General features: G+C 41.1%; 23 protein-coding genes. 10 read left to right on the plus strand and 13 right to left on the minus strand.

All coding sequences use genetic code 11. The features are described from left to right. Positions 1 to 250 (minus strand): transposase (locus EI164_RS02990; RefSeq protein ID WP_192518521.1); only part of this gene is annotated, 250 nt, incomplete at its 3' end. 59 nt (positions 251 to 309) lie between these two features. Continuing rightward, positions 310 to 882 (minus strand): LysR family transcriptional regulator, encoded by a 573-nt coding sequence (locus EI164_RS02995; RefSeq protein WP_192518522.1) that lies wholly within the window; start codon positions 880 to 882, stop codon positions 310 to 312. A 177-nt stretch (positions 883 to 1,059) separates the two neighbouring features. On the opposite strand from EI164_RS02995, the gene EI164_RS03000 reads away from it, so the two are divergent. Next, a complete protein-coding gene (locus tag EI164_RS03000) occupies positions 1,060 to 1,806 on the plus strand; it encodes a glutathione S-transferase family protein (RefSeq protein ID WP_192518523.1) in 747 nt (248 codons plus the stop codon). Between the two features lie 148 nt (positions 1,807 to 1,954). After that, entirely contained in the window at positions 1,955 to 2,815 is an 861-nt protein-coding gene (locus EI164_RS03005) for a bile acid:sodium symporter family protein (RefSeq protein WP_192518524.1), read from the plus strand. 83 nt (positions 2,816 to 2,898) lie between these two features. Here EI164_RS03005 and ahpF read toward each other — a convergent pair whose 3' ends face one another. After that, the gene (ahpF, locus tag EI164_RS03010) at positions 2,899 to 4,485 is read right to left on the minus strand and encodes an alkyl hydroperoxide reductase subunit F (protein ID WP_192518525.1); all 1,587 of its coding nucleotides are present in this window, start codon (positions 4,483 to 4,485) and stop codon (positions 2,899 to 2,901) included. Positions 4,486 to 4,975: 490 nt separating this feature from the next. Here ahpF and EI164_RS03015 point away from each other — a divergent pair, with 490 nt between their 5' ends. Further along, on the plus strand, positions 4,976 to 5,230 hold the full coding sequence (locus tag EI164_RS03015) for a YdcH family protein (protein WP_192518526.1): 255 nt from the start codon (positions 4,976 to 4,978) through the stop codon (positions 5,228 to 5,230). A 193-nt stretch (positions 5,231 to 5,423) separates the two neighbouring features. Here EI164_RS03015 and ahpC read toward each other — a convergent pair whose 3' ends face one another. Further along, positions 5,424 to 5,990 carry an alkyl hydroperoxide reductase subunit C gene (gene ahpC / locus EI164_RS03020; protein ID WP_192518527.1) on the minus strand — a complete coding sequence of 189 codons (567 nt, stop codon included), beginning with the start codon at positions 5,988 to 5,990 and terminating at the stop codon, positions 5,424 to 5,426. Positions 5,991 to 6,304: 314 nt separating this feature from the next. Here ahpC and EI164_RS03025 point away from each other — a divergent pair, with 314 nt between their 5' ends. Then, on the plus strand, positions 6,305 to 7,213 hold the full coding sequence (locus EI164_RS03025; protein ID WP_192518528.1) for a hydrogen peroxide-inducible genes activator: 909 nt from the start codon (positions 6,305 to 6,307) through the stop codon (positions 7,211 to 7,213). 2 nt (positions 7,214 to 7,215) lie between these two features. Beyond that, positions 7,216 to 7,899, plus strand: a complete 684-nt coding sequence (locus EI164_RS03030; RefSeq protein WP_192518529.1) for a hypothetical protein — start codon at positions 7,216 to 7,218, stop codon at positions 7,897 to 7,899. Here the strand turns inward: EI164_RS03030 and EI164_RS03035 are convergent. From EI164_RS03035 to EI164_RS03065, 7 genes are all read right to left on the minus strand, one after another. Continuing rightward, on the minus strand, positions 7,873 to 8,475 hold the full coding sequence (locus tag EI164_RS03035) for a methyltransferase domain-containing protein (RefSeq protein WP_192518530.1): 603 nt from the start codon (positions 8,473 to 8,475) through the stop codon (positions 7,873 to 7,875). The genes EI164_RS03030 and EI164_RS03035 overlap by 27 nt on opposite strands. Before the next feature lie 174 nt (positions 8,476 to 8,649). Then, positions 8,650 to 9,252: a YgjP-like metallopeptidase domain-containing protein gene (locus EI164_RS03040; RefSeq protein WP_192518554.1), complete on the minus strand. Its 603-nt coding sequence runs from the start codon at positions 9,250 to 9,252 to the stop codon at positions 8,650 to 8,652. A gap of 79 nt (positions 9,253 to 9,331) precedes the next feature. After that, on the minus strand, positions 9,332 to 10,954 hold the full coding sequence (locus EI164_RS03045; RefSeq protein ID WP_192518531.1) for a DUF1513 domain-containing protein: 1,623 nt from the start codon (positions 10,952 to 10,954) through the stop codon (positions 9,332 to 9,334). 3 nt (positions 10,955 to 10,957) lie between these two features. Continuing rightward, the gene (locus tag EI164_RS03050) at positions 10,958 to 12,103 is read right to left on the minus strand and encodes an imelysin family protein (protein ID WP_192518532.1); all 1,146 of its coding nucleotides are present in this window, start codon (positions 12,101 to 12,103) and stop codon (positions 10,958 to 10,960) included. 107 nt (positions 12,104 to 12,210) lie between these two features. Then, positions 12,211 to 13,866: a di-heme oxidoredictase family protein gene (locus EI164_RS03055; RefSeq protein ID WP_192518533.1), complete on the minus strand. Its 1,656-nt coding sequence runs from the start codon at positions 13,864 to 13,866 to the stop codon at positions 12,211 to 12,213. A 260-nt stretch (positions 13,867 to 14,126) separates the two neighbouring features. Next, positions 14,127 to 15,587, minus strand: coding sequence for an imelysin family protein (locus EI164_RS03060; RefSeq protein ID WP_192518534.1), 1,461 nt, complete (start codon positions 15,585 to 15,587; stop codon positions 14,127 to 14,129). Between the two features lie 422 nt (positions 15,588 to 16,009). After that, positions 16,010 to 16,663 carry an OmpA family protein gene (locus EI164_RS03065; RefSeq protein WP_192518535.1) on the minus strand — a complete coding sequence of 218 codons (654 nt, stop codon included), beginning with the start codon at positions 16,661 to 16,663 and terminating at the stop codon, positions 16,010 to 16,012. Positions 16,664 to 17,205: 542 nt separating this feature from the next. On the opposite strand from EI164_RS03065, the gene EI164_RS03070 reads away from it, so the two are divergent. From EI164_RS03070 to minE, 5 genes are all read left to right on the plus strand, one after another. Next, positions 17,206 to 18,159, plus strand: a complete 954-nt coding sequence (locus EI164_RS03070) for an acyltransferase (protein ID WP_192518536.1) — start codon at positions 17,206 to 17,208, stop codon at positions 18,157 to 18,159. A 331-nt stretch (positions 18,160 to 18,490) separates the two neighbouring features. Further along, entirely contained in the window at positions 18,491 to 19,576 is a 1,086-nt protein-coding gene (locus tag EI164_RS03075) for a hypothetical protein (protein ID WP_225739083.1), read from the plus strand. 139 nt (positions 19,577 to 19,715) lie between these two features. Then, positions 19,716 to 20,540, plus strand: a complete 825-nt coding sequence (gene minC / locus EI164_RS03080) for a septum site-determining protein MinC (RefSeq protein WP_192518538.1) — start codon at positions 19,716 to 19,718, stop codon at positions 20,538 to 20,540. A 322-nt stretch (positions 20,541 to 20,862) separates the two neighbouring features. Continuing rightward, positions 20,863 to 21,675, plus strand: coding sequence for a septum site-determining protein MinD (gene minD / locus EI164_RS03085; protein ID WP_192518539.1), 813 nt, complete (start codon positions 20,863 to 20,865; stop codon positions 21,673 to 21,675). Between the two features lie 2 nt (positions 21,676 to 21,677). Next, on the plus strand, positions 21,678 to 21,968 hold the full coding sequence (gene minE / locus EI164_RS03090) for a cell division topological specificity factor MinE (RefSeq protein WP_192518540.1): 291 nt from the start codon (positions 21,678 to 21,680) through the stop codon (positions 21,966 to 21,968). A gap of 120 nt (positions 21,969 to 22,088) precedes the next feature. Here the strand turns inward: minE and EI164_RS03095 are convergent, their stop codons facing one another. Both EI164_RS03095 and EI164_RS03100 read right to left on the minus strand, forming a co-directional pair. Beyond that, a complete protein-coding gene (locus EI164_RS03095) occupies positions 22,089 to 22,616 on the minus strand; it encodes a cytochrome b (protein ID WP_192518541.1) in 528 nt (175 codons plus the stop codon). A gap of 135 nt (positions 22,617 to 22,751) precedes the next feature. Further along, entirely contained in the window at positions 22,752 to 23,243 is a 492-nt protein-coding gene (locus EI164_RS03100) for a hypothetical protein (RefSeq protein ID WP_192518542.1), read from the minus strand. Positions 23,244 to 23,254: the final 11 nt, after the last annotated feature.

Here is a 23,254-nt window from a genome sequence, read left to right on the forward strand (position 1 = left end):
CATAGTTTGCTGTGACTATCTTCATGAGCTTTTGCCATTTACCGGTTTTACGCCAGTAACGGTATTGATGATATATGCTAGACCAATGACCAAAATAAGAAGGTAAGTCTCGCCATGGACAGCCTACTCTTATGCGGTACAACATGCCTTCAACGGTACGTCTTAGATTGGGCTTGTTATATACGTTAATTTGTCGCAATATAATAAATAGCTTGTGCCAATGTTCATCGTTGAGCTTGGTGCGAGCCATAAGTGACGCCTTGTTTCTTTATTGTGGTAAACATTAGAGTAAGGCGTTGCTTATTTTTTTCAATGTTTTCTCAATTCTATACAGCCCCTAGCATTATTGTCATAGCTTTTTGCCAAGCGACTCGTATTGCCATCAAATGCCCAGACACCATTGTCTTGCTGCAAGAAATGCCCTGCCTCTTTAGCGGATGAACGTGAGACGATAGCCGCGTCCAAGACACCTGTGCTTAATAGCTCACGTAAGCGAATTGAATTGTGACAATGAATATGCACGGGTAAATTAGGTACGCATGCCTTAATATATTGGATAACTTTAGGCAAAACTACTTGTGCGTAATCATCAGGACATCCTAATTGTAAAGGTCTAATAATCTGTTTGCTCTGCTGCATTTGTCTTAATGCATCATCATGTAAGCTAATGATATGACGCGCATAGCCGAGCAAAAACTTACCGTCTTCAGTTAATTCAAGCACACGTCCTGATTTAGTAAATAATGACTTATCTACCTGTTCAGCCAATTTTTGCATTTTTTGGCTAACGGCACTTTGACTACGGTGCACCTGCTCGGCTGCCTGCGTATAACTGCCTGTCTCTACCACTGCGATAAAACAACGTAATACCTCTATGTCCATTCGCCAATCCTTTGCCTGTCGATATCTTGTATATATCAGAGAGTAGCACATTGTCATTTTTAATAAACAAAACTAATGCTGCGAATCTCTTATAGGTACTATTAATATTTTGCGTTGGCCACTTACGGTTCGTGAAGACATAATAAAATTTCATTCAGCAGATTATAGGGAATTGATATGCAAAAACCTCTACTCATTATCGGTAATAAAAACTATTCGTCATGGTCATTGCGGGCTTGGCTATTGCTAAAAGCCTTTGACGTTGATTTTGATGAGCAATTGATTGAGCTTTTTGATGACTCTGCCCGTCCTATTCTCGATGAGCATGCGCCAACGGGAAAGGTTCCTATTTTGGTTTATGGTGAAAGTGCTGCAAAAGTCACTGTTTGGGATACCCTAGCCATCGCCATTCATGCCAATGACTATCTAACAGATATAGATATTTGGACCGGATTAAGCAAATCTGACGCTAACGCACAGAATAACAATCAACACCGAATCAACAGTGCCTACTGCCAGAGTATCGTCGCTGAAATGCATTCAGGGCTAATGGGTATTCGTAATGAGATGCCAATGAATATCCGAGCCACAGCAAAGATACAACCGAGTCGTGCTTGCTTAGCTGACCTCGCTCGCATTGAGAATATTTTTGCCGATTGCTTAACAGCTCGTTCAACAGACAGCTACTTGTTTGGCCAATTCACCGCTGCTGACGCTTTTTTTGCCCCTGTGGTTCTACGTTTGCAAACGTATGCTGACGCCTCGACCATAGAGTTAAAACCAACAACCAAACAGTACTGCGAGACGATGCTAAAAAACCCTCATATACAAGCGTGGCGCAAAGCTGCACTAACAGAAACCCGCATCATTGACGAAGATGAAGCTGGTCAGATAGTCTCATTGGTTGGGGACTTGGCCGATTAAACTTAGATGAAACATAGATCAAGCCCATATCAAACTTAAGGTCAAAGGTTTACTAAATTTTTAATAACACTTAAGATGATAGAGACACAAGGAATGTGTCTCTATTTAAAAAGCCGTTTATGGCTTTTAATTCAACAAGGAATGTTTTATGAGCGGTACTGCTCTAGCTTTACTCCCCTTGGCGCTTGCCTACATTATGTTTACCTTAGGGACAGGGCTAAAACCCAGTGACTTTAAGGTTATCATCAATTATCCCAAAGCTTTTTTGATAGGCCTGATTAATCAGGTTATTTTTGTACCTTTGATTGCTTTAGCGGTGGTCTTAGTGATGGCGCCGCCACCAGAGATTGCCTTTGGTATTATGCTGATTAGCTTTTGTCCAGGTGGTGTCACGAGCAATATGCTCACTTACTATGCCAAGGGCAATGTCGCACTATCAGTCGCCCTCACTGGCGTGGTCAGCTTGTTGTCAGTCGTTACCTTGCCCATCCTAATTACCTTAGCTTTTAACCACTTTATGCAAGACCAAACAGGCTCTATTAGCGCGGTAAAGATCGGTGCTGTCATGTTTTTGTTGACGACGTTACCTGTGACTCTTGGTATGCTAGCTCGCTATAAATTCACTGATTTCATGGTACGCAGAAGCCGTATTTTAAATAGCTTGGCCAGTATCTTTTTTGTGCTGATAGTTTTCGCTGCGATCGCGTCTAACTGGGAATTGCTAAAATCACAATTGACATCTATGGGTCTTGAGCTGATTCTTATTATTATGGCTTTATTTATATTTAGCATCTTAACCTCTAAGTTATTAAAGCTAAGCTGGTTCGATACCAAAACTATCTCCATAGAAACGAGTATTCAGAACAGTACCACGGCGATTACTTTAGCACCTATCATTATGGGAACAGCCGTTGATCTGCCTGCTATCGCTTTACCCGCGGCGGTATATGGGGTATTGATGTATGTGGTTGCGCTGCCAGTTATTGCGTTGATTCGGAATAAGAACTGATTTTAGTAAACATAAAAAAACCACCTCAAAAGAGGTGGCTTCTTAGATTAAGCTTAGCACTGTAGAATTTAGATTTGAGCAGCCTATTGCATCACTAAGTACTCGAACGCTGCTAATGCTGCTTTACTACCCTCACCCATCGCAATATTAATCTGCTTGAATGGCACAGTCGTTACATCACCACAAGCGAAGATACCTTTGCGATCGGTACGGCAGCGCTCATCAATCTCAATCTCACCGAAACGGTTTAAATCAACAAAACCTTTAACAAATTCAGTATTCGGTACTAGACCAATTTGTACAAACACTGCGGCTAAGTCTACTTCTTTAGTCTCACCAGAGTTGCGATCTTCGTAGACAACAGAGCTAACTTTACCGTCTGTGGCTTTGATCTCTTTCGTAGCCGCGCTGGTAATGATATCAATGTTGGCCTTTTCTTTGGCTTTATTGATCAGCACTTGGTCAGCTTTTAGATCATCGGCAAACTCAAATACCGTGACATGTTTTACGATACCTGATAAATCAATGGCAGCTTCGATACCAGAATTACCACCACCAACGACTGATACGTCTTTACCTTTAAAGAACGGACCATCACAGTGAGCACAGAACGCCACGCCTTTACCGATGTTTTCTTCTTCACCTGGTACGCCAAGCTTACGCCATTGGGCACCAGTGGCTAGGATAATACTGCGAGTCTCAAACGTCTCACCAGTGTTCAGATGAATACGATAGTTCTCATCTTCAGTTTCGCCGATTTCTTTTACGCTCACATGCTCTTTTAGGGTGATATTGTACTCATGCAAGTGCTTCACAAAGTTATTTGATAGCTCGGTACCGTTGGTTAGTGGTACTGAAATCAAGTTTTCGATGTCTTGCGTGTCTTTAACCTGCCCACCGATACGGTCAGCAACCATAGTGACTTTTAAGCCTTTACGAGCGGTATAAATCGCAGCCGCTACCCCTGCAGGACCAGCACCGATGATAGTTACATCTTGCTGCTCTAGTTGCTCAGCATCATCTTCATCAGCATCAGCATCACTTAATAAATCAGGAAACTGCTCTTGTAACTTCTCAATCAATTTACCAGTATCAATCTTACCATTGGCAAATGGTTTGCCGTTCAAGAATACCGCTGGTACACCTTGAATGTTATTGGCATCAACTTGCTCTTGGAACAATGCACCATCGATCATCTCGTTGCTGATGTCATCGTTTAGTAGCGCAAACTGGTTCAGCGCTTGCACGACATCTGGGCAGCTATGGCAAGAGAGCGATACATAGGTCTGAAACTGTAGCGGCTTGTTAAAACGCTTGACTAGCTTTTGGATACCTTCATCTAGTTTTAACGTGTGACCACCTGCTTGCAAGATTGCCAAAATCAGCGAGGTAAACTCATGACCACCAGGAACCCCGCTAAAGACGATACCCGTGTCAATCAACGCATCATCAGCATGGCCGCGAACTGCAAAACTGATCGGGCTAGGTAGGCTGTCATCGTTCGCTGTCGCATCAAAATTAATTTTATCTGTCGTACCAGCGATTTTGGTCAAAAAATCAATCAATTCGGCACGCTTACTATGCTCACCGCTACCCAATACAAAGGTAATAGGACGAGTCATATTTTCGCTGTAGCTCTTAATCGCGTCTAATAAACTTTGGTCTATCATGTTTGTTCCTTATTATTACTGAATATGTAACGGCAACTACTATATTGCACGTTTAAATAGAATTTATTTACTACTAATAGTTTGATCTAAAATGTTGTAAGCAAGAGACTTATGCCCTTTGATGTCTCTATTATCATAGCTTTCAGGATTTCGGGCAAGCTGAGAAATTCAAACCTCATGTTTTATAAAACAAATCGTAAACCATGGTTAATATCTAATTATTAAACTATTAACAATGTGATAGTCATGGTACATAGTCCATTTTTTCGCTACAATCAAGTTAAGCAAATAAGAAAAATTCCTATTTGTCTCATTGCAGTTTGGCTTTTATGTGAACTTATTAAAGCGCTTTCTGCTAGTGCTGAACCTTATCACTATTGCATCAACTCATGATTTGGTTGAGTGAAAATCACGTCTCAAAATCATAAAAATCTTAACGATAATGCGCGAATCTTATGACTAATTTGCGCTTCACAACAAGGATGAACACATGAGAAAGACTGATACATGGCAAGACAATAAAGACATCATTGCCGAACTTAAGCTAACAGATAGCCATTTTGCGAGTGTTTTTGATGAGCACGCTCAGCTCGATCAAAAAATCAATTACCTCGAAAAAGATTTGGTAAAGCATGCCAGTCGCGATGAAGAAATAGAACAAATGAAGCGTCAAAAATTACATCTCAAAGACGAGATCTATAAAATTATTGACGCGAGTAAAGCAGATGATGCCAATCAAGCATAAGTGATACTAGGCGTACATCATGATTTGACACAAATTATGATACAGATAATACAAAATTGCATAGACGTAAAAAGACCCCATCAGTAATCGCTAATGGGGTCTTTGTTTGTATGTCAGCTGATATAACAGTCACTGCCTATCAGCCAACCTACTATTCTAGTACCTTGTAGATACTCTCTAAGACTTTATGGTCTTAGATTTTACCAACTAGATCTAGACTTGGTTTTAGCGTTTCTGCGCCTTGTTCCCAAGCTGCTGGACAAACTTCGCCATCGTTTTCACGAACATACTGTGCTGCTTTTACTTTACGTAGCATGTCTTTTGCGCTACGGCCGATACCGCCAGCATGAATCTCAGCAACTTGGATTAGGCCATCTGGGTCTACTAAGAACGTACCACGTTCGGCTAGACCAGCTTCTTCAATCATAACGTTGAAGCCACGAGTGATTTTACCAGTAGGATCGCCGATCATTGGGTAATTTACTTTACCGATAGCATCTGAAGAATCATGCCATGCTTTGTGCGTGAAATGAGTATCCGTTGATACTGAGTATACTTCTACGCCAAGGCCTTTTAGCTCGTCGTAATGAGCTGCCATGTCTTCAAGCTCAGTTGGGCAAACAAATGTGAAATCAGCTGGGTAAAATAGGAAAATTGCCCAGTTGCCTTTTACGTCTTCTGAAGTGACGGTTTTGAATTCGCCGTTTACATACGCATCTGCTGAAAATTCTGGGATTTCTTGATTGATAATAGACGCCATGAGTGGCTCCTTTATAGTTAAGTTAATTGGAATTTTTGGTATAAGTATCTTTGTTAAGCCTTTAATAATCTGGGCTACCTGACAAACTATACGCGAATTTTATTGTTAATCCAGTTAAAAGTTTTTAATGTGATGTTTTGTTTTATTAAACTTGTTAAACTATTATCTCTATTTTTTATCATCAGTGCGCGATATGTCATTGACTATATAACCTATAGATTACATTAAGATGAAATCGAATGCAGATATCTCATTGTTACACTGCATGAGTTAACACATATATCGCTTTAAAAGCCCATTAATAGAGAGATTTTATGATTACTTTACGTCAGCTTGAGTTTGCCTTAGCAGTGGCTAAACACCGTCATTTTAAACGTGCAGCGGAAGACTGTAATATCTCTCAGTCTGCGCTGAGCTTGGGTATAGCCGAGTTAGAAAAACAATTGGATACGCAGATTTTTGAGCGTAATAACAAACAGGTATTAATCACTCCTATCGGTGAGGACATTCTAGCGCGAGCACAGCGTGTGTTTTCTGAAGTCCATGATTTGACCACACGTGCTCATAGCCATCAATCGCCGCTTGCTTATCCGATGACTGTCGGTATCATCCCAACGATTGCACCGTATTTACTACCAAAAGTATTACCAGCCTTACGAGCCAACTATCCAGAATTCCGTATGACCATCGTCGAACAGCAGACAGAACGCTTGTTAGAACAAGTACGTTACGGTCATATTGACACCGCTATTATTGCCCTACCCTATGCAGTAGAAGGCTTACACAGTTTTGAGTTTTGGACAGAGGATTTTTTTGCAGTATTTCCAAAAGACGATGTACATGCCCAGCTTGAAACCATCAATGCAGATGAACTGACAACAGCCAATCTTATGTTACTAGGTGAAGGGCATTGCTTGACTGATCAGACACTCTCTGTTTGTCATTTTGATCGTGCACAGATGAAATCAAGCTTTTCAGATGCCAGTTTGAACACGCTTATTCAAATGGCACTTGCCAACATGGGAACGACATTGGTACCCGAGATGGCATTAGACCAGCTTCATCTACAAAACCAAAACGCTGTCGCGGTACCACTAGCAGAGCAAGGACCACATCGCCATATCGCCTTTGTCACTCGTCTAAACTATGCTCGTGTCGATGACGTCAATTTGCTTGGCAAAGTATTTAAGCAAGCGCTTGAAGAAGATGCTAATAAAAAGTAAATATGAGTGATTTGTCTCAAATAGACATTGAGTTAAGTAATCGTTTTTACTTACACCTATCTGCTATCAATAGCGATGTCACGCCAAAAAAATCACAAATACTTTGGCAGGATATTGCTGTGCGTTATGATGAGCGCCAACGCGCTTATCATAACGCACAGCATATTCAGCAGTTATTTTCTCAGTTTGAACAAGTGAAGCACCAGCTCAGTGAGCCACATATTATCGCTTTGGCAATATATTATCATGACGTCATATATGAACCAACACGCTCAGACAATGAGTTAAAAAGCGCAGAATTTGCGGTAGAAATATTAGAGCCTTACTTAAATGCTGAACAATGCCAATATATCTACGCACTGATTATGATGACCGCCTCTCATCAACTGAATAATGAGATGGGTTCTGACAAAAATAGCGATGCGGCTTATTTATTAGATATGGACTTGAGTGTTTTGGGAATGCCGTACTCAGAGTATGAGCAGTATGCAAAAGCGGTACGCGAAGAGTATGTACATGTCACTGACAAGAACTACCAAAAAGGACGGACTCACGTATTAAATCAGCTGTTGGCACACCCCACCTTGTATATGACAAACTACTACCGTAGTAGGCTAGAGGCGCAAGCTCGGGATAATATCAAGCGCGAGATTAATTCCTTACTTTGCTCGCAGCTTAATAAATAGCTCATTACCCTGCCGTGCAGGATATGAGTTGTAGCTCAGCTCCATCAATTCAATATCGAAAAGACTCTCGAAACGCTGGTGGTACTCTCTTTTTGTACCGCCAAATGGTGGCCCGCTTTTTTCAAAAGCTCTATCAAATAGCAGACCAACCAGCTTCCCGTTCGGTTTCAATAATTCTGACATTTTTTTTGCATATTCATCACGGCGTGCTGGATTTATCGCACAAAAAAACGTCTGCTCTAGCACCCAATCAAACTGATATTGCTCTGGTGATAAATTAAAGAAGTCTGCACAAATTAAATGCTCAGTTGGAAAGTCAGGATAACGCTCGGCAAATACCTCAATCGGAGCGGGCGCAAAATCAACCAAAACAACATTAGTAAAACCTTGCTCATGTAAATAGCCGACTTCGTAGGCATTACCAGCACCAGCTACTAAAATAGATTGGTTTTTTGTAGAGGTAGGTAACTGATCAATATAAGCTTTGAGAGGTGGCGAAACCTCCCCCATATCCCAACCAATACTATCTTGCTCATAACGCTGCTGCCAAAAACCAGCCTGATTCACACTTTCCATATGACATCCTTATCTATCTAGTTTCATCATTGAAACACAAACAATTATAACAGCAAAAATACACTGTTAGCCCCTACCTTGTCAGCCTTGTTTCTTTCTGACGTATACCATCAATATAGGACGTGTCATCACTAAGGTTGTGAGGCTTATAGTCTTAGCGATGATACGCCCTAGCTACCCTGTTTTACCTGCCAGCATATTATGCCAATGCTGATAGTCTGGTATTGCTGTCGCTACTGTCTGCCAAAATTCAGGGCTATGATTGGCGTGATGCAAATGACACAGCTCATGAACAATGACATACTCAGTACATTCAATAGGATAAGCAGGTAAGTAAACAGACAACCATACTCGGCGCGCGCGTGTATTACAGCTACCCCAGCGGGTATGCATTTTTTTTAGGCGTATTTCATTGGCATAGGCACCAACGATAGGTTGCCATTTATCAAACAAAGAAGGAATAACGTTAGAGAGCTGTTGCCGATAATAGGTAATTTTTTCATCGGGGCTAAGCGTAAACGACTGCACTATACCCCATAATAGTAGAGGGCTATCACCAGTCAGGGAGTCTCTTGAGGCATGCTGTTTACGCTTATATTGTTCCAATACTTGCGCGTGGTTAGCTACTGCCCACGATACACGCTGAGCCACAGCCTGTGCAATCTGTGCTGTATTCATAGATAGTGGCACAGATACCATCAGCAGATAGGGTTTCAAACGAAAATTGATATTTTTAACACGCTTTTTAGTAACCTGCAGCTCAATGCCTGCCTGCATGAGTTGTTGCTTGGCGAGTATTGATATCGATGTCGTACTCTGTAGCGCCACCTTTATCTCCCTCCGCCTCTCTCACTTATCACAACAATGCCTGCAAATGGTTATCGAAAGACATTTTATGGCGTTTACTGTCTTTAACAACACGATCAGCTAACGCCGGTTTGACAGCTGATTCTTCGTCTGGCTGGGCTTCCATTTTCAATGATGAAACCACCGTCAAAGTTGTCAGTTGCCCTTGTCCATCACTGACGATAAAACCTGATAGCTGTTTATTTACTGTCTGGCTGCCAACGGACTGACTATCGTAAGATAATACAGATGCACCTGCGCAATCTGGCAAACTAACATCATCAATAAACTGCCGAGTATTTAAGTCGTATACCGCTGCACATCCACCAATCGGTGTCGTCACACATAACAGGTTACGCTCGCTGTCCACCGCCACACTAGCGATATACTGATGAAAACGTTGCCATTGATTGTTTGGCATCATGAGCGGCTTAAAGTCAGTATCACCGCGCTGATGCGTGAGTACTAAAGGTACGTTAATATGACGCTCACCTTGGAACTGAATGCCAATCATCACCGTACCATCGTCATGCATAGCTAAATGGCGTACGCTCATCTGATTATGTTCAGGAATGACCTGTTCGAGCAATGCCCCATTATGCCGGTTTAGATACACCAGTGATGGTCGCATCGTATCCAAATTTAGCTCTTCACGAGAAGCTTGCTCAGTTTTAATACCACCATTCGCGATAACAAGTGTCTCACCATCTGGATGCATAATCAGTTCATGTGGACCGATACCATATGAGTCAAACTCTGCAACTTTTTGATAACCTTGGCTGACATCGTAGATACCAACTTTACCCGCCAAATCAATCGTATTATTTTCGGTGACATACAATAATGTGCCATCTAAGTTGTAGCAAGCATGACCATAAAAGTGACGATGAGTAGCCGCTTTGATAGCCGTCTTTACTTGACCAGTTGCTGTGTCCAATACCCATAGCTTTTCACTAGGACGACGACCCATAACGACGACATCGCGAGTTGCTTGGCTATTAGCGTCAGCTAAAGATGGCTGAACGACAATATCATGTACACGCTCTGGCATCGTTGTTTGCCACACAATTTGACGATCGGCATCAATACCAACGACACCATAGCCATCGACGCTCTCCTCATCGCTCGTTAAAGCAGCTGACTGCGGCATTGAGGCCACGCCACTTACCCAACACACTGGTCGCCCTAACATGGTCGTAGTGTGATCTGCTGAAAAATTTGGCGCTATGTCAGCACTATCGATAGGGTTGTAACCATTAAAATCCATGTCCGATGAATAGTTTTGATAAGCTTGATGCCAAACATTGGCAGTCTGATGATAGGCATACTGCAACCTTGACAATTGCTGCGTAGCGGCTGACTGTGGTGATATTAGTAATAATAGCTGTGATGTCAATTGTGACGATAGTGCCTGAAGTTGTGTACTCACTCCTACCACATAATCTTGCAAACGCGCAGATGGATAACGCTGCTTGCGATAAAGGTGGTGCACCCCAACCAAAGCTGCCGTACTAAACGCTGTCAGTGCCGACGTTTTCAGCACCTCTTTCTGAAGGTGTCTATCCAACAGACCTACACGCTTAATACCGTTTATCATGGTGGCTTCTTTTACTGTATCACCTTGTGTCTGCATTGCTTAATCACCATCTGTACTATTAAACCCGACACGAATACCAAGTGTTGGAATCAACTGACGTTTAATCAGGCGTGTTATCGTTGTCAAATGCTCATACAGTGCTTGCTGCGTGTCTTTATCTGCAGTCGCCAAGTCCTCTGGCATTTGTGCCAGTAGCGTGGTAGTTTCAGCCAGTACAGTGGATAAGTTGTTACCGACCTCACTATCATTATTGCTATTTAGCATTTCAGTCAATACTGGATCCGTCAGCGCTTTATTCAATGTGGCGAGCTTAGCATTGATAATCGCACGACTTTGGGCAGCAGTAGCAGCGGGTAGATGCCCTTTTGCTTTACCAGTTAGGCCAAGTGGTTGATCGATAGCATTAGACTTCATAGTTTCGACCAACGATAGCAAAGAGTTGAACCATTGATTTAACCCTTCATCACTATCAGCCACTTTATCGATTGCCAATAGTTCAGTTGAGTTCTGCTGCCAGTTTTTCTCAATCTCTTTTAAACGTGTGCTCAAAGCACTGCTTGCACTGATGACATAAGCACATTGGCCAGCGTCTAAACTATCATTGGCATATAGTGCTTCTTCTAGCCCTGGAACGCCTTGGACAATCGCACTTTCGTTAGCGAGCTGCTCAGGAGTCAACTTGGGATTAGCAGCGATTAGATCTGCCACGCCACTATGTACCAAACCGCGTTCGTCGGGATAATAATTGATATACAGGTTGCTCATACTGGCAGTCGCAGGACCAAAATTGATCATCTCAGCACGTGCCCATGCCTGTGCCAAAACTAGCCACTGATCGCGCAGCGCTTGTAATTCATCTCCACTGACTGACTCTGACTGACAATGGGTTTGAGCTAAATCATGCAATGAATCACTTTGTTTGGTCACATCAGCATACGCTGGAATGACAATATCATTAGCCACATGAGTCAGATAAGCGGTTTCAGTATCAGTACTGATGTCTACTACATTAATTGTAGCAGTAATATCATTATTCTCTTCTGCTGAACTATTAACACTGTCTTGCGCGACCTCTTGGCTATCCGTCTCTGGTGCTTTATTTTCATCAGCAGGCTTGGCACAGCTGATAAGCAACCCAGCACTTAGGGCAGACAATGCCATTGCTAAAGCATGATTTATTTTCATAGGTTTCTCGGTATTTATATAAGTAATTGTATCTATAATAGATAAGGCAGATCATCTGATTAATATCTGCCTATTTAGGGATTAACAGCGAATAAACAACAGCATTTTTATAGAGACTGTAAGAACGCATTCAATTCAGCACGCCCTTGTTTATCAAGCTTAAGCACTTCTTTCTGTTGTTTTTCAGCTTCTCCACCATGCCATAGAACCGCTTCCATCAAAGTACGCGCACGACCATCGTGTAAAAATGTCGCTTGCGAGTCAACAGTCTGCGCCAGACCCACGCCCCATAAAGCAGGTGTGCGCCATTCATAAGAGTTGGCCAAAAACTCAACTTGCGCATCTTTAGGTGGTAGATTGCCAGCAATCGTACGATCAGCAAGACCATCACCCATATCATGCAACAACATATCGGTATAAGGATAGATCACTTGTCCATGCTGCTCAAGACGATCATCGTTAGTGTGTGGCAACTGATATCTAGGTGTATGGCAGCTTTGGCAGCCGATGTCATAAAAGCGTTTTTTTCCAGCTAAGACCAATTCATCATCAGCATTACGACGATGCGGCACGGCTAAATTACGTGTATAAAACTCAACAAACTTGGTCACTTCATCATTGACTTCTACAGGCGGTTTACCATTACCTTGCTCATCAGCACCCGTTGTTGCATTCACACAAGCCGTCTGCGTTGGCATACAGGACTCATTAGGACGGATATTTGATGTTAGTCCCATATCTTCATTAAAGGCACTTTGGTTTTGGGTAATCAGCTTGGTTTGACCTGCTTTCCAGCCAAAGCGTCCGAGTGCCTTCTCGCCAGTTTGTGGATCCATCACCCAGTTAAATTTTCCGCTAATATCACCGTCTGCCTGAGTAGCTTGTTGTTTAATAGCCTCCTCTGGAATTTGCTCGAGCAAACCAAGCCCAATCATAGGTAATGCCACACGTGGTGAAACCATTAATTCATCATCGAACTTACCATAACCTGGTTGGGTTAAGTTAAAAGTAGGATCACGCAACGTTTCGACATAGCCATCAGCAAAAGTAATTGGTTTGTCTGCCCACTGTACTGAAATTTTTGCCTCAGCAGGCACACCTTGAATACCACGGTCTTGAAGCTGACCACCATACATAGGGTGCACGACTTTTTCGATAAGAGAGTTATTTAGCTGTTGACGTTGTTCATCAGTGGTCGCAGGCATAGCAAGACGAATGAGCAAGCTATCGGCATCATCATCAGCATTCATTGGTGCATGCCCTCGACCATCTTTTATATGGCAAGACTGACAAGCAGCAACATTAAACAATGCACCTAGACCGTCGCGGCTATCAGTACTGGCAGGTGCAATGACCCAAGGCTGCTTAAAGAAGGCATTACCAATAAAAAACGACCCTTTACGTGAGGCGGTCAAGTTAGAAGAAGGTTTAGAGTAGCTCTCTGCACTACTGATACTGATACCTGTATCACCACCCTGTTTGACCTCTTGCGGATCAAATTTCACTAACTGCTGCATGGATACGCCAGCGAGCTTTTCTATCGTTTGGAGACGTTCAGGGACTAAAGCTTGAGATTTTTCATTACTTTCTGTAGCTTGCTCTTCATTAGTAGTATCGTCAGAATTACTGTCGTTCGGCTGACAAGCGCTGAGAGATAGGGCACACAAGATACCAAGGGTCAGTTTTGGTAGTACACCATTAATGATGGAAGCAGAATAAAATGAGGCAGATTTTTTGATTTTTAAAACGTTTGCGGTGTTCATAGAAAAAGTACCTTAGTTCTAGCGTAGAACCATTAAAATCGCATGCTGTAAAGTGTTTCACTTCTAATCAATAAGGTTCAGCGAAGTACCAACCTATCAAGCTATTTTAATACGGTAAAAAAACACGTTGCCAACTGTGGTCGACAACGTGTTTATTATACCTAAATTACTATGCTATGAAAATAATTCTCATTAGCTTATAACAAACTCTTCAGGCATTAATAAATAACATGTAGCTGTTGGAGTTCAGATGCTTCAACTTAAAACTGTGAGCCCGCATCAGCATCTAAATTGTCGATACCGACGGCTTTAGCAGCATTTTCAATACCAACGGTCAGCTCTTGCAAACCAGTGATACCAGCCTCAACCCATCCGCGGCGAACGTTTTGTTCTTCAGCAGAGATACCGTCTTTGCTCACCTGACCTACGGTAGCGATCATTTGATCAATCTTGATACCCTCTTTTTCACCTTTTTCTACGAGTACATCAAAGGCAGATTCTACTTTAGCAAAATCAGCAACCAATTGGTCAGCTACCGCTTTGTTGTCAGTATCAACGAGATAGTCTTTAAGACCGTAACCGCCAACTGTTTGACCATCGACTGTTTTATAGCTACCGTTAAAGACGTTTTGAATACCGCGAGCATTATTCGCATAGCTTAGATGTGTCAAATCACTAAAGCACTCATGCTCATCTTCAGTAGAACCAGTAACAAACGCGACCTGCATACGCTCAGATGCAAGCTCACCTAGTGCAAGACTGCCCATTTGATACATAATCTGGCGTAAACCATTATCATATTTACGTGCCATCAGATCGCTACGCAACGTGTTTTCACTTTCTGGCTGCCACTCGGCTTCCATCGCCGTTAGATCATCTACCAATAATTGAGCAGCGGCTGTTAAGAATTCACCACGACGCTCACATATACTGGCATCATCATTGACAGTATCACCACTAGTACATTGACCTGCTTCTGTTGCATAATCCGTCACAGGGCGGTTGCCTGCACCTTCGCTAACACCGTTTGTATCTTGACCCCATAGCATAAACTCGATAGCGTGGTAACCAGTTGTCACATTGGCTTCACTACCGCCAATCTCATTCATTTCTGCTAACAGTTCAGGAGTAATGCTACTGGTATCCTGCTCGACACTACCAACCGTAATACTGTCGCTATTGATGATATTGTTTTGACTATCGTACTCACCTTCGTAGCTGTCACTAACATAATCAATCAATGCTTCATCAAGTGGCCAAGCATTCACTTGTCCTTCCCAGCCATCAACGCTGCCAATTGCACGCTGATCATTGGCAGTGACGAAGCCTTCGTCAAAACGGAAAACTTCCGTTTGCGAGTACGGCTGACGGGCAACTTTATAGGCAGCTTTTGCTGCTTCTAGATTTTCCTGTGTTGGTGTGGCTACATATGCCTCTACTGCAGCTTGCAACAATTTGGCAGTATCTAAAGAGTCTTTATAAGCCGCATGTGCCATGTTTGCATAGCTATCCATCAATCTATCAGTATCGGCCTGCTCAGTGGTTGACAAGTCTGTAGTATCGGCAGATTCTGTACTTTGTACTTCTGCTTGGGCCTCAGTATTTGCATCTGTATTTTCTTCGGTTTGTTTGGTACAACCTGACACCATCAGTAACCCTGCAAGCGCAGCAGCTAAGGTAGTTGGTAAAATTTTACGGTTCGTTACTGTAGTAATCGTCATACATATCCTCGGAAATATAGCAAAAAAAGTTGATGTTTGTGACTCGTTATCAATGATATTAGTGTGTGTTGTCACAAGATATTCTAACGATGTATATGGTGTATTTATCATGTGCGATAAAAATATTGTATTGCAACGTTAAGAAAACTTTACAAATTATAATATAATTGATAATCATTATCAATATTTAATTTTAAATAATAATATACTTAATGATAGAACAATAAGGCAGTGCCTTAGAAATACGTTTTAAACAAATAACGATTATCAACAACTTCATATCAACCATGCTTTAGGCATATAAAACACGTTAAACCAAATCATCAAATGAAAGACATAAAAAAAGACCAGCTGAACGCTGATCTTTCTTATATTGGCATTTGATACATCTAGCCATCACATAACTATCGTTATGTAGTGAGTTAGTTTACACTCTGTGGCGCATTAACCGTTAGCTCAACACGACGGTTTTGCTGACGGCCATAATCTGTACTGTTGTCAGCTACTGGACGTGACTCTCCGTACGCTACAACATTAATACGGTTAGAAGCCACACCCTGAGCGGTTAGATAGTTTGCTACTGAGTAAGCTCGATCACGTGATAGACCCATGTTATAAGAATCTGAACCTTGGCTATCAGTGTGACCTGCGATAGTAATAGTATTTTGGTTATATTGATTCATGGTGCTAGCCAGCTTATCAAGTGTTGGCTTGAAAGATGAATTTAGCGTTGCATTGTCAAAAGAGAAAGTGATGCTACCTGGCATAACTAAATCAATATTACCTGTTGTGGGATCTTGCTCAACAGTCACACCTGTACCGGCCATTTGCTGCTCAAGCTGCTTAGCTTGACGCTCCATATAGTAGCCAACACCAGCACCTAGCGCAGCACCAATAGCGGCATCACGGCCAGTCTCTTCACCGCCAGTCGCTTTAGAGATAGCAGCACCACCAAGTGCACCCGCTAAACCACCAATTGCAGTCTTATTCAGACGTTGTTGACCATCTGCGGTAGTGGTACAACCACTAAGGACTAAACCTGATGCTACTGCTGCAATCATTAATTTATTACGCATAATATTTCCTCTGAATTTTAGATAAAAGTTTAAATAATTGTGAACAAGCCGTGCTTTTTTTAAATATTTTCTATTAGTTAGGGACTACTTTTTACAGGTGCTCTCCATTATTATGGCAATTACAATCTAACTATATGTAATATTTTGTCACAACTGTGTATGAGAAGTGCGGATGAATTTTTAGGTATTTACGCCCTTCTCATTTGTTATGACCCATCATAAGTTGCTATCGTAAGTCACGTTTACACTCTTACACTCTAATTGATTTCTGCTAAAATTACGTCACGCTATTTATCAGCGCTAAGCAATACAGTCGATTCAATTTAAAAGTAGTACGAGGCAAGCGAGGTCAACGCAGTAATGTTTTTATAGTGGAATGACTATACAAATTACCTTATCGACTAAATAATCGTCTTTAACGGTAGTTTCAGGTTTTTCTCTAGCCGTCTAAAAGCATAAACCTCTTTGAAAGCCTTTTGATAAAAGCAGTATCAGCAATGGATAACTTATAGACTCGTAAGATAGATCAAAAAGGATTTAGTATGCGCCTGACCTCTACTATTAAAAAAATACATCAAAGCACGCCTAAATTAGGAAAAGCTATCTCGCTAGCGACAGCCACAGGCGTCATTGCGGCCAATAGTTTTGGCGGCAGTATTCCTCTATGGTTGATGGGCATGGGGAAAATTATCACGGGCGCCCCTATTGCAGATAAAACCGTGATTAAAATTGCCACTCATTGGATTAGCAGTAATAATGCTTTAATTGATAATATGCTACCACGCAAAGACTGGCGTATCAATTTGCCTGACGAGGTGCATACCGATGGTAAATACTTACTCGTCAGTAATCATCAATCTTGGGTCGATACTAGCATCGTGCAGTATATTAGTGAAAAGCGCTTGCCATTAACGCGATTTTTTACCAAATTTGAGTTAATTTACATTCCAATTGTGGGGCAAGCCTTTTATTTTTTAGACTTTCCAATGATGCGTCGCCATTCAAAAGAAGCCGTGGCCAAGACCCCTTCATTAAAGGGTAAAGATATTGAAGAAGCAAAACGTGCTTGTGAGCTGTTAAAAGACAAACCTTTTACTTTGTTAAATTACTTAGAAGGTACCCGTTTTACCAAGGCTAAACATGCTCAGCAGCAATCACCTTATACTCATTTATTAAAACCACGAGCAGGTGGTTTATCGCTCGCCATAAATGCCTTAGGTGCAGATATCGATGGTATATTAGATATGACTATTGTCTATCCTGATGGTGTACCAACGTATACTGATCTGTGGAAAGGTAATATCAAGCGCTTGGGGGTTGATGTCAGATATATCGAGATACCTGACTCGTTGTTTGTCGGAATTCAAAACGGTGGCTACGAAAACGATGAAGCTGTAAAGAAGCAAATGTTTGATTGGGTTGAGCAAATATGGTACAACAAAGACCAACGGATTACCGAGATGTTGGCTGATTTTGAAACCAACTCTCAAGCCTAAAATAATTAAAAAAACAAAGTCAAAAAACTGCCACGTTATTTAAGACAGATTAAAGTCTGTTGAACATTGACGATGTTAATAGCGCTATACTGCGGCATGCCTTCAAGCTGACCATTGAGCTTTAAATAGGGTGAATTTTACCAAACTGCGTCAAACAGCTTGATCATACCTCGATATTATTTGTGCTATTCTGTTCGTTTGACTATAGTTTATTGTTTAACTACAGTTTATCCCAGTTTCATCATTATCTTCCAAATAAGAACACGCCCTATACCCACTGCTTATTTTTTATACCATTTATTATTTATAAGGTTTGACTGTGCCCGCCTCTATGACAACTACTAACCCGCAGCTCGACTCAGCACCAATATCTAATCAATCACATCACCTCTCGAACAATCAATCACCGCAACCCCACCACCCACAACCAAGTCGATTAAAACTTACTTATGATATTTTGATGATTATCATCATTAGTATCGACCTGTTGTTGATTAGTGTTGATGCAATATTGATGAGTAACTTTAGTACTCATGCCGCCGAATGGCTGACGATTGGTGAGTCATTAAGCTGGTATCAAAATACTGTGCATGTTCCATTACGTACTGCCGGTGGTTTTTTTACCATATTCTTAATCGCTGAGTTATTTGTGCGTTGGATGATTGCCATCACACAACAAACCTATTACCGATGGTTCTTTTTTCCTTTTGTACATTGGTATGAAGTATTGGGTTGTTTTCCGCAATTACGTGCGTTACGTTTGTTTCGAGCAGTGGTCATCGGACGTCGTTTATACCAATTAGGCTACCAAGTACTACCACAGTCTTGGATCGATCGGATTAAGTTCTATATTGATCTATTGCTAGAAGAGCTCTCTGACCGTGTCATCTTGACAACCATCCAGAACTTCCGGCAGGAATTGACCAATTCAGATACTCACAAATCATTTATCGAATCTACAGTTGCACGAAATCGCGATGAGATTGAAGCGGCATTATTGTCTGTACTACGTACCGAGCTGGTACCAAAACTACAGGCGTTAACGACCGATTCAGGCGGTGGTAATATATTAGCCAATGAAGTGGGTAACGCTATTGAAGAAGGTTTGGCTAATACACCTGAACTACGTCGTTACTTACGTATGATCCCCATTGCCGGTGGTCTGATTGAGTCACAGTTGCAACATGTAGGACATAATATAGGTGAAAACGTTGTTTATGCCTTAAACGAACGGCTCCTTGATCCTAAGATTCTAGATTCATTAATGGTAGAAATTGCTCGTGGTGTTGCACAAATAAATACTGATAATACAGCGCTAGATACCTTGATTTCTAGTATCATTGATGACAGTTTGACTGAGTTGGAAGCGCAGGTAAAAGTACAGCAATGGAAACATCAAGATATGCTCAACTTATAATGGTTACTTTCAAGGCTTGTCTTCATTCAAAAAATGAAGACGCAAATGAGAAAAACGGTTATCAAACGAAAAAATTAACACAGATAATAAAAATAGCACCGTGAACACAGCGACAGAATTACTTCTTGAGGATGTATATATGACAGTTTCAGATAACGATGACCAAACCTCGAATGCCGCACCAGCATTAGCTTTTTATGGAAAAATGCTAACTTTTTCACGTTTACAGTTCAATACAAATGATCTCAGCACGATTGAAGCACAGCTGAATGAGACTTTTAGTAATAAATCTAGCAACATACCTATTCTCATTGATAGCGAGATAGAGCAAGATTTATCAGCATTGGTAGCGTTGTTATGGTCGTATGGTCTTCAACCCATCGGTGTGGTAACCAGCACAATGGACTCACAGGCACGTGATCTGCACTTGGCAATATTTCCAGCCGACGGCAAACGCATTGAGCGTATCGTATCCACTAAAAAATCCGTTACGCAAAATAGCAAAGTCTCAGAAGATAGCGATACAAACGCTACTACTGACGACCAAACCACTATAATCAACGAGTCACCTACTGAGACAACGATATCTGAAGTCTCAACAGAGTCTCTAGTAAGTGACGAGCAGATGAGCAGTATGATTTATGATCAAATGCTACGTTCAGGACAAAGCCTCAACCACGTTGGTGGCGATCTGATTTTGACCAATAGCGTCAACAGTGGTGCTGAAGCAATCACTGATAACAGTCTGCATGTTTATGGTCGCGCTCAAGGTCGCTTGGTTGCAGGTGCTACCGGTGATAAAGATGCACGGATTTTTTGCCAGGTTTTCAACCCTTCATTAGTATCGGTTGCAGGGACCTATTGCCTACGAGACAATTTACCTCCGCATGTTGTGGACAAGGCTGTACAGGTCAGATTTGTAGAAGGCGAAGGATTGGTATTTACCGTGATAAATGAAGCATAAGCCGAAAAACTTTAAATAACATAGCAAGTTTATTTAACAAAACTGTTCTATGATGAATCATTGTTTATGACAATATTTATACTTTTCATGAGCATTTATTTTATTATTCATCATAGACAGTATTGACTAACAAATTTTAGGTAGCAAAGCCTTATAGCTTATATAGAAGTTGTTTGCTTGCTTTAATACAGACTCGCTATAAATTTTTGTTTATTTATGCTAGGCTAGCTTCGCAGGGAGTACATATATATAATATTATGAATAATATACAATTGTGCTCTTTTACAAAAGATATCCCATTGATTCATAGGAGTGTGCCATTGTGGCGAAGATAGTTGTAATCACTTCAGGTAAAGGTGGTGTGGGCAAAACCACAACAAGCGCCTCTTTTGCTGCTGGTTTAGCATTGCGTGGCTATAAAACAGTCGTTATCGATTTTGATGTAGGTCTACGTAATCTAGACTTGATCATGGGTTGTGAAAATCGAATTGTTTACGATTTTGTTGATGTTATTAACGGTAACGCGCGCTTGTCGCAAGCACTGGTTAAAGACAAACAGCTTGAAAACCTATACATATTACCTGCTAGCCAAACACGTGATAAAGATGCCTTAACAGATGAAGGTGTAACAGAAGTTATGGATGAGCTGTCTAAGCAGTTTGACTATATTATCTGTGACTCACCTGCTGGTATCGAACGTGGTGCGCAGTTAGCGATGTATCATGCTGATGAAGCGATTATCGTCACTAACCCTGAAATTTCTTCAGTGCGTGACTCGGATCGTATTATTGGTATTTTACAAAGCCAAACTAAAAAAGTTAAAGAGAATCAAGGCTCTGTACGTGAGCATTTGGTTATCACTCGTTATAATCCTGAGCGTGCAGCCGCTAATGAGATGATGGATATCGATACGATTTCTAACGACATCCTAAAAGTGCCTTTACTGGGAGTTATCCCTGAAAGCCATGCAGTACTTGAAGCTTCTAACCATGGTGAGCCAGTTATTCACTATACCGACTCTGTTGCCGGTCAATGTTATGATGACATTGTCGCCCGATTCTTAGGTGAAGAACGTCCACTACGTCATCTTGACGTGAAGAAAAAGAGTTTATTACAGCGCTGGTTTGGGGGTTAATAATGAGTAAGAAAAAAGGATTCTGGAGTAGCCTATTCGGCACTGACGACAGTAGTAGTAAAGGTAGCGCTAATTTAGCCACTGAACGTCTTAAAGTAATTGTTGCTAGCGAAAATCGCCTAAACAACCGCTTAACTGTTGATCGTATCGAAAAAATGAAACGTGAAATTTTAGAAGTCGTTAATAAATATGTCAACGGTGTACAGATTGATGATGTTAATATCAATCATCGCTCTGAAGACAGTTTGGATGTGCTAGAGATGAATATCAGTTTGCCTGAGCATAAAAAATAAAGTCGTAGTAATTGACTTAAATTATTATAAATTATCCTAAAAAAGCCCTAAGTAATTATACTTAGGGCTTTTTTTAGGATATATCATGATATTTTACAAGAATAAATTTTTGAAAGTACACTATTTCATACGTGCCATTAAATTGTCTTTTTTGACAAACTGATGATACAAGGCTGCACTGATATGAACAAACGTGAATGCCAGAATGGCTTGCCAAATAACATCCGTATGTAGATTATTATAGAATCTTGCCAAACTTCTATCAGGTGTGACAAACACAGGGATTTGAAACAAACCAAAAACATCAACAGGTCGGCCACCATAGACAGACATCAATAGACCGACCATTGGCATTGCTATCAACAAGGCATATAATCCAAAATGAGATAAATGAGACAATAATAATTGCCATTTAGGCATCGATATAGAGGGTGGCGCTTTAGTAACGACACGGTTAATTACCCGCGCTATCATCCAGAATAATAAACTCACACCAAAAGATTTATGCAATCCAATATAAAGGCTGTTATCAAAATTATTGTTCAAAAACATCATTGCCCAGGTGATCAATAATAAAAGTGCACTGATCCAGTGAAAAATACGGCTACTTACTGACCATTTTGATACGTTTGAATTCGTATTGCTCATACTCTACCTTGTTACCTTCATCGCTGGTTATTTACCATTAAAAATATATAAAAGACATCTACTTATTTAGCGACTAAAGACCATTAAGATGATTGAATCATTTACTTAATAATAAATATTTATATAAAAATTAGGCTATAGATCTACTAACTGATGCGCAATCTTATCCAAATCTGGTACCAAATAAGCGGTATCACCTATCATAACAGTTTGAAAAAGGTAGGATAGCACAACATTTTCATTAAAGGCTATCGCTGCTTCATCAATATTTGTGTCCTTAAATTGTTCGGGCATCTCAATGTCTTTGACCTCTGAAATACGAACTTGTAATTGGCGTAACTCACCTGCTGTTTGTAACGCTAAGCGATGTTCTGTAGTATTACCTTCTAAAACAATCATTTTCTCTGCTGTCATATCTTGTGCCAGTAAAGAAAATACAGCCACTTCCTGCTGCTGCCAAGTATAAGTTGAAGTGCGTTCGTTATAATCATCCACACTCAAAACTAAGCTGCTTGGAATTACCCAGTCAGGCTGGTCAAATGCCGGAATAATAGTAACATCCAACGTGCCGTTGGTCGTGGTCAACAAACTAACTGCTTCAAACGAATGTTTCAAAATTTGTTTCATACATCACTCAC

The organism is Psychrobacter sp. FME13, from assembly GCF_014861395.1.
Taxonomy (GTDB): domain Bacteria; phylum Pseudomonadota; class Gammaproteobacteria; order Pseudomonadales; family Moraxellaceae; genus Psychrobacter.